Origin of the sequence: Limnohabitans sp., from assembly GCF_038134685.1 — a bacterium.
Classification (GTDB): domain Bacteria; phylum Pseudomonadota; class Gammaproteobacteria; order Burkholderiales; family Burkholderiaceae_C; genus Limnohabitans_A.
On sequence record NZ_JAYPVP010000004.1, the window covers coordinates 1 to 8365 of the forward strand.

Here is an 8365-nt window from a genome sequence, read left to right on the forward strand (position 1 = left end):
TCGGCGCCGGCGTCGGACGGTGCCTGCACCAGCAAGCCCACCGAGCCACCCAGATTGTTCACATCCGCACGGGTGGCGGCTGAGGTGTTGGCGGGTGCCATGCCCAGGCTGACCCACAGGCCGCCGTGCTGGGACGCCAGGGTATTGAGGTAAGCCAGGGTCATGCCCTTGTCGCCGTTCAGGCTGGCGCTGACGGAGAAGCCGGCGAAGAACTTGTCTTGCCAGGCGCGGGTGAACCAGCGCTTGGAAGAAGCGTCGGCGAACTTTTTGAACTGCCAGCTCACATTGCCCATGTAGGTGGGCGAGCCCATGACGATGGCGTCAGCGGCGTCGAGCACAGCCCAGTCGGACTCGCTCACATTGCCATCAGCGTCAATCGCCACCAATTGGGCGTTGGCGCCTTTGGCCACAGCCTGGGCGATGAATTGGGTGTGGCCGTAGCCAGAGTGGAAAACAACAGCAGTCTTTGCCATGAGAAAACTCCTTGGATTGGCAGGGGGTGAAAACGAAAAATCAGGGGGCTAGGTCAAACACCAGAACTTCTGCGCTCTGGGCTTGGTCCAGGGTCAGGGCGGATTCTGCGGCCAGCATGGCGGCGTCGCCGGCGTTCAGCTGCTGGCCGTTGGCGCGTAGGCTGCCGCACACCACAAACACATAGGCTTTGCGCTGCGCATCCAGCGACAGGGTGGCTTGTTCTGCGCCATCCAGCAAACCCGCATACATACGCGCATCGGCGTGGATTTTGACGGTGTGCTCAGCGGCTTCAGGCGCGGCCACGAGCGCCAGCTGGCCGCGCTTGACCGATTCGGGAATGGTTTTTTGTTCGTAGCTCGGCTCAATACCTTTTACATTGGGTTCGATCCAGATCTGCAGAAAGTGGGTTTGCTCGCCCTTGGCATGGTTGAACTCGCTGTGGCGCACGCCGCTGCCCGCGCTCATGCGCTGCACATCGCCGGGCGGAATGCCCTTGATGTTGCCCATGCTGTCCTGGTGCGCCAAATTGCCCGACAGCACATAGCTGATGATTTCCATGTCGCGGTGGCCGTGCGTGCCAAAGCCGGTGCCTGGGGCAATGCGGTCTTCGTTAATGACCCGCAGATTGCCCCAACCCATGTGCTGCGGGTCAAAGTAATTGGCAAATGAAAAGCTGTGAAAGCTCTTGAGCCAGCCGTGGTCAGCGTAGCCCCGGTCCTTGGATTTGCGAATCGTCAGCATGATCGTGCCTTTCAAAAAGTGTGTAGCAAATGTAGGTGCTACCCCGTCCCCAACCATGCTTTTAATTTGATGGCATCATTCAACTTATTTGCACTTAAACCATGACCGCCCCACGCGACTGGCTCACCCCCGACACCTTGCTCATGCTGCAAGCCATAGGCCGTGAAGGCAGCTTTGCCGCCGCCGCCCGCACCTTGGGCGTGGTGCCCAGCGCCCTGACCTATCGCGTGCGCCAACTCGAAGACGCGCTCGATGTGCTGCTGTTCGACCGCAGCTCGCGCCAGGCCCAGCCCACCGCCGCCGGCCAGGAACTGCTGCGCGAGGCCGACCGGCTACTGGGCGACCTGGACGCCGTGGCCAACCGCATCCGGCGCGTGGCCACCGGCTGGGAAGCCGCCCTCACCGTGGCGGTAGACAGCATCATCGCCCGTGATGTGGTGCTCGACCTGAGTGAAGCTTTTCTGGCCCTGGGCAGCCCGACCCGACTACGGATTCGCCACGAAACCCTGTCGGGCACGCTGGCGGCCCTCACGAATGGCCTGGCCGACCTGGCCATTGGCGCCGTGCTGGAACCGGGCCTGTCCTCCGACATTCAGCACACCCCCTTGGGCGAGGTGGACTTTGTGTTTGCCGTCGCCCCACAGCACCCGCTGGCCAAAGCGCCCGAACCTTTGAGCGATGCTCTGCTCCAGCAACACCGCGCTGTGGCGGTGGCCGACAGCGTGCACCGTGGCCAGGGCCTGACCATTGGCCTGCTGGGCGGACAGGAGGTCTTTACCGTGCCCGACATGGCCACCAAGCTGCATGCACAGCTGCGTGGCCTGGGCGCCGGGTTTCTGCCAAGGCCCTTGGCACAACCGCACATTGATGCAGGACGCCTCGTGGCCCGCCAGACCACCAAGGTCCGCAGCAACACGGCCCACCTGGCCTGGCGCGCCAGTCGGCAAAAGCCCGCTGGACCGGCTTTGCGCTGGTGGCTCGATCAACTCGGCAATGAAAAGACGCGTCTTGCATTGCTGCAACAGTCGCTTCGCGTGTAAAGTGAATGCCATGAGCACACTACACATAGCCATCATTGGCGTCGGCATGGCCGGCATCGCATGCGCCCGCACCCTGCGTCAGGCCGGACACCACGTCACGCTGTTTGAAAAAAGCAGAGGCCCCGGCGGTCGCATGGCCACGCGCCGCAGCCCCTTTGGCAGCTTTGACCACGGCGCGCAGTACTTCACGGTGCGCGATGCGCGATTTGAACTGGCCCTGGGCACCGTACCTGGCCTGTGCCGCCCCTGGAGCGCCAACGCGGTGCGGGTGCTCGACCCGATTGGCCGCGTCATCGAGGCGGCCTTGCCCGGCGGGGAACGCCACTGGGTGGCGACACCCGGCATGAACGCCCTGGTCAAAACCTGGGCAGAGCCTTTGGTGGAAGACGGCAATGTGCAGATCGAAACCCGCGCCACCCGCATTTCGCGCGATCCGCTCATGAAAAACGGCTGGCAAGTCCACACCGAAGGCACGGACAGCAGTCAACACGTCTTCGCAGGATTTGACCAGGTCATTCTGGCCATTCCTGCTGCGCAAGCCCAGACCCTGCTGCAAGCTTCCGGGCTCAGCGAATTGGCCAGTCCCCTGCTCAACGTCAAATTTGACCCTTGCTGGACCCTCATGGCCGCCTGGCCCCAGGCCATGCAGCCTGGCCTGATCACCATCGGTCCGCAGTGGAGCGCTGCGCGCAGCACCCACCACCGCATCGCCTGGATGGCACGAGAGTCCTCCAAGCCTGGCCGTGAAGCCATCGAACGCTGGACCATTCAGGCCAGCGCCAGCTGGTCGGCCGAGCACATCAACGACAGCGCCGAGCGCATCACTGCCAAGCTGCTCAAGGCCTTTGGCGAAATCAGCGGCATCCGCGCTACCCCCACCCACACCGAAGCGCACCGCTGGCTGTACGCCAAAACCGCACAGCCCCTGGGCCAGAGCCACCTTTGGTTCAAGTCCGAAGGCATCGGCCTGTGCGGCGACTGGTGCCTCGGCCACCGGGTTGAAGACGCATTTGTCTCGGGGCTGGAGCTGGCGCTGGCGGTGCTGCGCAAGCGCTGAGGCATGACGGGCTACGTCGGCCGTTTTGCGCCCTCGCCCACCGGGCTGCTGCATGCGGGCTCGCTGGTGGCCGCGCTGGCCAGCTGGCACGATGTCCGTGCGCACCACGGGCGCTGGCTGGTGCGCATTGAAGACGTCGACACCCCGCGTTGCATCCCTGGCGCTGGCGAGCAAATCCTGCACCAACTGGCCCGCTGCGGCTTGGTGCCCGATGGCCCCGTGCTCTGGCAAAGCCACCGTGGCGAGATTTACCAGCAAGCGCTTGACCAGCTGATTGCACAAGGCCTGGCCTACCCCTGTGGCTGCTCGCGCAAAGACATTGAGGCCGCACAAACCAGCCCCACCGAACGACACCATGCGCAGGTCTACCCCGGCACCTGCCGTGCCGGATTGAACGGCAAACCCGCACGCGCCTGGCGCCTGAACGTCCAGGCCGTGCGCAAGGCACGCGGCCTGCCCGCTGTCACGCGCTGGACTGACCGTCGCTTGGGCGAGCAAGCCGAAGACGTCGAAAAGGAAGTGGGCGATTTTGTGCTACGCCGCGCCGACGGCCTCTGGGCCTACCAGCTGGCCGTGGTGGTGGATGATGCGGCGCAAGGCATCACCGACGTGGTGCGTGGCGAAGACCTGGCCGACAACACCGCCCGACAGATCGTGCTGCAACAAGCCCTCGGTCTGCCTACACCACGTTACATGCACACGCCCCTGGTGTTGGGTGCCAACGGAGAAAAACTCAGCAAGCAAAATGGCGCACAGGCGCTGGATTTGACAGATCCTTTGCAGACCTTGAACCAGGCCGCTCTGGCCTTGGGTCTACCCCTCAGCTCTGAGAAAGGCCCAGAACAGGCACTCCAAAGATGGATTGCATACAAGCTCTGAATCACACATAATATGTGCAAAGTGGAGGTGCAAACATGAACATTACCCTTTCCGTGGACGAACGCGTGGCCGAAGCAGCTCGCGATGCAGCACGCAAAATGGGCAAAAGCCTGAACCAGGCCGTGCGCGACTACCTCGAACAGTTGGCCGGACAAGAACGCATCGAGAGCGAGTGGAACGCCTGGGAGCAACGCTGTCTGAAGAGTGGCGGGCGCTTGCAAGGATGGAAATTCGACCGGGATGCCGTGCATGATCGCGGCTGAACCCTCGCCGCAGTGGGCTACAACGCTGGTCTTGCCACACGAACGATGCTTTGTTGACACGAACGTGCTCGTCTACGCCGACAGTACGGACGAGGCCGTTAAGCAACGCATCGCCATCAACCTGCTGATGCACTTGCGCAAACAACGGCTGGGAGCCCTGTCCACACAGGTGCTCAACGAATACATCCATGTTGGTCTGCGCAAGTTGGGCTTGTCACATGCCCACCTGCGCGAACAACTGCGTTGTTATCGCCAACTGGATACAGCCACAGTCACAGCAGACACCATCGAGCTTGCTCTGGAGCTGCACCAGAGCCACGCCCTGAGTTACTGGGATGCCCTGATTGTGGCCAGCGCACGCATCAGCGGCTGCGCCATTTTGTTGACTGAAGACATGGGGACAGGCGAAGTGCTGGCTGGCGTCAAGCTGATCAATCCCTTCAAAATCGTTTAGCACCCTCACTGACCACGATAATTGCAGGTTTTGCGACACCATTCTGCAACCCCATGACCACGCCCGACAACACGCCACAAACGCAGGCCGAAGCGCCTTTCATGCGCACCATCAAAAGCTATGTGCTGCGCGCCGGTCGCATGGGCACAGGGCAGATGCGGGCGTTTGACTTGTATGGTCCGAAGTTTCTCGTGCCCTACCAGATCGAGCGCCTGAACACGCAAGCCGCCTTTGGTCGGGCTGCACCGCTGATTCTGGAAATCGGCTTTGGCATGGGCGACGCCACCGCCAAAATCGCGCATGTGCGTCCCGATGACAACTTTTTGTGCTGCGAAGTACACGAACCCGGCGTGGGTGCACTGCTCAAGCGCTGCGGTGAAGAGGCCATTGGGAACATCCGTATCGTGCAGCACGACGCTGTCGAGGTCATGGATCACATGCTGGGTGAAAACAGCCTGGACGGCGTGCACATCTTCTTTCCGGACCCCTGGCACAAAAGCCGTCACCACAAGCGCCGCTTGATTCAAGGGCCGTTTGTGCAGCGCCTGGCCAGACACATCAAACCCGGCGGCTACCTGCACCTGGCCACCGACTGGCAGCCCTATGCCGAGCAAATGCTCCAGGTCTTGTCTGTCGAACCCCTGCTGGTCAACACGGCTGCTGCCGACCAAGGCGGCTATGCCACCAAACCCGACTACCGCCCGCTGACCAAATTCGAAAACCGTGGCCTGAAACTGGGCCACGGCGTGTGGGACCTGGTGTTCAAACGCGTTTAACGCTCTGGTGCGGCCATGGCGCACGTTGCTAAAAACCCGAACATTGCCATGCGCGATGGCGTCTCGCCCAGCTGCGTGGCGCTGCCTCGGGTGCGGCAAAGCCCTTGGCCCCTACTGATTGACCATCTGGCCGAGCGCCTGCCACGCATCAGCCGCAGCGAATGGGTGCAGCGCATGCAAGCCGGTGCCGTGCTGGGCGAAGACGGCCAACCGCTGACTGCAGATGCCCCTTATTTGGGCGGCGCCCGCGTGTACTACTGGCGCGAATTGTTTGACGAGGCGCCGATTCCGTTTGAGGCCACTGTGCTGTTCGAAGACGAGCACCTGCTCGTGGCCGACAAACCGCACTTTTTACCGGTCACGCCGGGCGGGCGCTATGTGCGCGAAACCCTGCTGGTGCGCCTGAAGGCCCAGCTGGGCCACGCCGACCTCAGCCCCCTGCACCGCATTGACCGCGAAACCGCCGGCCTGGTGCTGCTGTGCAAACGCCCGCAAGACCGCGATGCCTACCAAAGCCTGTTTCGGGACCGGCGCGTAGACAAGGTGTATGAAGCCATTGCCCCTTGGCGAGCTGACGTGGCCTTTCCGCTCACCCGCAAAAGCCACATGCTGGAAGACGAGCAGGCGTTTTACCGCATGCGGGAAGCTACGGCTCAAGAAGGCCTGAGCCCCAACAGCGAAACGCACATTGAGTTATTGCAGCCTTTGGGCGTGCACGCGCTGTACCGTTTGCACCCCATCAGCGGCAAACGTCACCAGCTACGGGTGCACATGAATGGCCTGGGCCTGCCCATCGTGGGCGATCAGTTCTACCCCATTGTCAAACGCGGACCGCATGAGGCGGAAGACTTTGCCCAGCCCTTGCAACTGCTGGCACGCAGCATTGCGTTTACAGATCCGGTCACGGGTCAGGCCAGGCGCTTTGAAAGCGCCCGGATCTTGACCCTGCAGGAAATCAAGCAGTGACTTCCTGTGCGGTGATCATGTATTTGAACTCGGCGGGGGTGTAGCTGTCCACGCGCCCCTCAGCGGTTTCAGCCACCGGGTACATCAGGAAATTCAGGACGCCTGTTTTCGCGCCAGGCATCTTCAGGTCGTGCGCAGTGTTCCAGCCTACCCAGTTGCCTTCCCAACCGCCAAACAAACCGTCATACACCGGCTTGACCAACGGGTGATCCACCGTCTTGATCCAATCGGGCGCTTCGTGGCGCATGACCTTGGTCACATCAGCCGGGTCCATCGCCACCCAGCCATATTGCTGCAGATACACCTCGGCGCGGCAGTGCTGCGCCCCCGACAAGTTGGCGGGGTTGCCAGACAACTGCTTGTAACCAAAGGCCGAAGGTACCAAGCGCAAGCCATACACATCGCGCGCAGGCACGCCCGCAGCGCGGCACAGCCCCACAAACAAGGCATTGATGTCGGCACATTTGCCGCCCAGGTTGCCGGTTTCCAGCATGACGCGAATGTTGCCTTCGCCACAGCCGCGCACCTTGGGCTCACGCCAGGCATTGGTCACCACCCAGTTGTAGAGTGCGCGCACTTTTTGCACATCGGTCTGCGCACCCTTGGTGGCCTTGCGTGCGGTCTCGCGCACGATGCCATCGGTGGGCAGCAACTCGGTGGGACGGGTGTAGTAATGCAAGGCTGCGGCGTCTTCGCGCAAAAAGCCCTTGCCCGGGCGGCTCAGGTCTGCATGGCGGTTGCGGGTACGCACACGGCTGGTCACCTCCACCACGGGCTGGGTACCCGCTGCAAACTCGGCAGATACAAAACGGGTGCCTTCCACGCCATCGGCCATCAAGCTGGCTTTGCCATTGCTCTGAAAGCTGTGGCCCACGGTTTGTTGCCAATCAGTTTCGATGCTGGGCACAGGCAGCCAGACACGGCTTTCGCCTTGGGGATGCTCCAGCATCAGACGGGTGGTCACATCGAAAGTGCGCCACTCACCGGGCTGGGGTGCAAAGCGGGAAGTAGAAGGATTGGCAAGTACCAGCGAGGGCGCGGCCATCAGCGCGCCCATGGCGGCACCGCCCTGCAAGAGGGTACGGCGAACGGTGTTCATAACAAGAGCTCCGAAATCAAACGAAAGACCTGTCGGCACACACGAGGCGGCAAACACCGCCAATGCCCCGAAGGCAGGTCACCTGCTGCGAATGCAGCAGACCAAGCGATTATCCTTGCTGTTTTTAACGCGAGCCCAAGCCCTTGATCCAGCCTTCTGCCTCGCGCCCAGACCAATCCACCTCGCCAAGCACGCGCCAGCGGGCCTGGCCTTTGGCGTCGATAAGTATGGTGGTGGGGAACGCCTCAACGCCCCACTGTTTGGCCAACTGAGCGCGCGGATCCAGCACGACCGGAAAGTTCAGGCCCGCCGACTGCATGTAGCGTTGCACGCGTGAGCCTTGCTCTTGCACATTGATGCCGATCACGATGGGTTGCCCGTCAGAGATGCTGTGCAGCATCTGCAACGAGGGCAGCTCCGCCTTGCACGGTGGGCACCAGGTCGCCCAGAAGTTGAGCACCACGGTGTGGCCTTTGAGGTTTTGCGCGGTCCAGCTCTTGCCTTGCATGTCCACCCAATCCATGGCGGGCATGGAGCCTGTCCAAGGCCGCTTGTCAAACTGGGCGTGGGCCAGCAGGGGCAGGCACAGCAAAAGCAGCCCATGTAGGAGCGGCCT

11 protein-coding genes are annotated in these 8365 nt (G+C 62.2%); 7 read left to right on the plus strand and 4 right to left on the minus strand.

Annotation, left to right across the window (positions count from 1 at the left end):
- Positions 1-473: flavodoxin family protein (locus AAFM15_RS02550; protein ID WP_341685134.1), on the minus strand; the 473-nt coding region annotated here is incomplete at its 3' end.
- Positions 474-513: 40 nt separating this feature from the next.
- The gene (locus tag AAFM15_RS02555) at positions 514-1215 is read right to left on the minus strand and encodes a pirin family protein (protein ID WP_341685135.1); all 702 of its coding nucleotides are present in this window, start codon (positions 1213-1215) and stop codon (positions 514-516) included.
- 101 nt (positions 1216-1316) lie between these two features.
- On the opposite strand from AAFM15_RS02555, the gene AAFM15_RS02560 reads away from it, so the two are divergent.
- Genes AAFM15_RS02560 through AAFM15_RS02590 form a run of 7 tightly spaced genes read left to right on the plus strand, consistent with a single transcriptional unit; the run spans position 1317 to position 6650 of the window.
- A complete protein-coding gene (locus AAFM15_RS02560; RefSeq protein WP_341685136.1) occupies positions 1317-2255 on the plus strand; it encodes a LysR family transcriptional regulator in 939 nt (312 codons plus the stop codon).
- A gap of 10 nt (positions 2256-2265) precedes the next feature.
- Positions 2266-3312: an FAD-dependent oxidoreductase gene (locus AAFM15_RS02565; protein ID WP_341685137.1), complete on the plus strand. Its 1047-nt coding sequence runs from the start codon at positions 2266-2268 to the stop codon at positions 3310-3312.
- 3 nt (positions 3313-3315) lie between these two features.
- Positions 3316-4191, plus strand: a complete 876-nt coding sequence (gluQRS, locus tag AAFM15_RS02570) for a tRNA glutamyl-Q(34) synthetase GluQRS (protein ID WP_341685138.1) — start codon at positions 3316-3318, stop codon at positions 4189-4191.
- A gap of 35 nt (positions 4192-4226) precedes the next feature.
- Positions 4227-4454: a DUF6364 family protein gene (locus AAFM15_RS02575; RefSeq protein ID WP_341685139.1), complete on the plus strand. Its 228-nt coding sequence runs from the start codon at positions 4227-4229 to the stop codon at positions 4452-4454.
- Complete coding sequence (locus tag AAFM15_RS02580) at positions 4441-4908, plus strand: PIN domain-containing protein (protein ID WP_341685140.1); 468 nt, start codon at positions 4441-4443, stop codon at positions 4906-4908. The genes AAFM15_RS02575 and AAFM15_RS02580 overlap by 14 nt, the downstream gene beginning before the upstream one ends.
- Positions 4909-4961: 53 nt before the next feature.
- Positions 4962-5684: a tRNA (guanosine(46)-N7)-methyltransferase TrmB gene (gene trmB / locus AAFM15_RS02585; protein WP_341685141.1), complete on the plus strand. Its 723-nt coding sequence runs from the start codon at positions 4962-4964 to the stop codon at positions 5682-5684.
- A 15-nt stretch (positions 5685-5699) separates the two neighbouring features.
- Positions 5700-6650, plus strand: a complete 951-nt coding sequence (locus AAFM15_RS02590) for a pseudouridine synthase (protein WP_341685142.1) — start codon at positions 5700-5702, stop codon at positions 6648-6650.
- On the opposite strand, the gene AAFM15_RS02595 is transcribed toward AAFM15_RS02590, so the two are convergent.
- Entirely contained in the window at positions 6640-7749 is a 1110-nt protein-coding gene (locus AAFM15_RS02595; RefSeq protein WP_341685143.1) for a transglutaminase domain-containing protein, read from the minus strand. The two genes, AAFM15_RS02590 and AAFM15_RS02595, sit on opposite strands and share 11 nt — an antisense overlap.
- A 124-nt stretch (positions 7750-7873) precedes the next feature.
- Positions 7874-8365 (minus strand): TlpA disulfide reductase family protein (locus AAFM15_RS02600; protein ID WP_341685144.1); only part of this gene is annotated, 492 nt, incomplete at its 5' end.

What these genes read in the sequence shown, in the direction of transcription:
- AAFM15_RS02590 (WP_341685142.1), top strand. Translation starts at nt 5,700, where the DNA reads ATGGCGCACGTTGCTAAAAACCCGAACATTGCCATGCGCGATGGCGTC.
- AAFM15_RS02555 (WP_341685135.1), bottom strand. Translation starts at nt 1,215, where the DNA reads ATGCTGACGATTCGCAAATCCAAGGACCGGGGCTACGCTGACCACGGC.
- AAFM15_RS02565 (WP_341685137.1), top strand. Translation starts at nt 2,266, where the DNA reads ATGAGCACACTACACATAGCCATCATTGGCGTCGGCATGGCCGGCATC.
- gluQRS (WP_341685138.1), top strand. Translation starts at nt 3,316, where the DNA reads ATGACGGGCTACGTCGGCCGTTTTGCGCCCTCGCCCACCGGGCTGCTG.
- AAFM15_RS02560 (WP_341685136.1), top strand. Translation starts at nt 1,317, where the DNA reads ATGACCGCCCCACGCGACTGGCTCACCCCCGACACCTTGCTCATGCTG.
- AAFM15_RS02575 (WP_341685139.1), top strand. Translation starts at nt 4,227, where the DNA reads ATGAACATTACCCTTTCCGTGGACGAACGCGTGGCCGAAGCAGCTCGC.
- trmB (WP_341685141.1), top strand. Translation starts at nt 4,962, where the DNA reads ATGACCACGCCCGACAACACGCCACAAACGCAGGCCGAAGCGCCTTTC.
- AAFM15_RS02595 (WP_341685143.1), bottom strand. Translation starts at nt 7,749, where the DNA reads ATGAACACCGTTCGCCGTACCCTCTTGCAGGGCGGTGCCGCCATGGGC.
- AAFM15_RS02580 (WP_341685140.1), top strand. Translation starts at nt 4,441, where the DNA reads ATGATCGCGGCTGAACCCTCGCCGCAGTGGGCTACAACGCTGGTCTTG.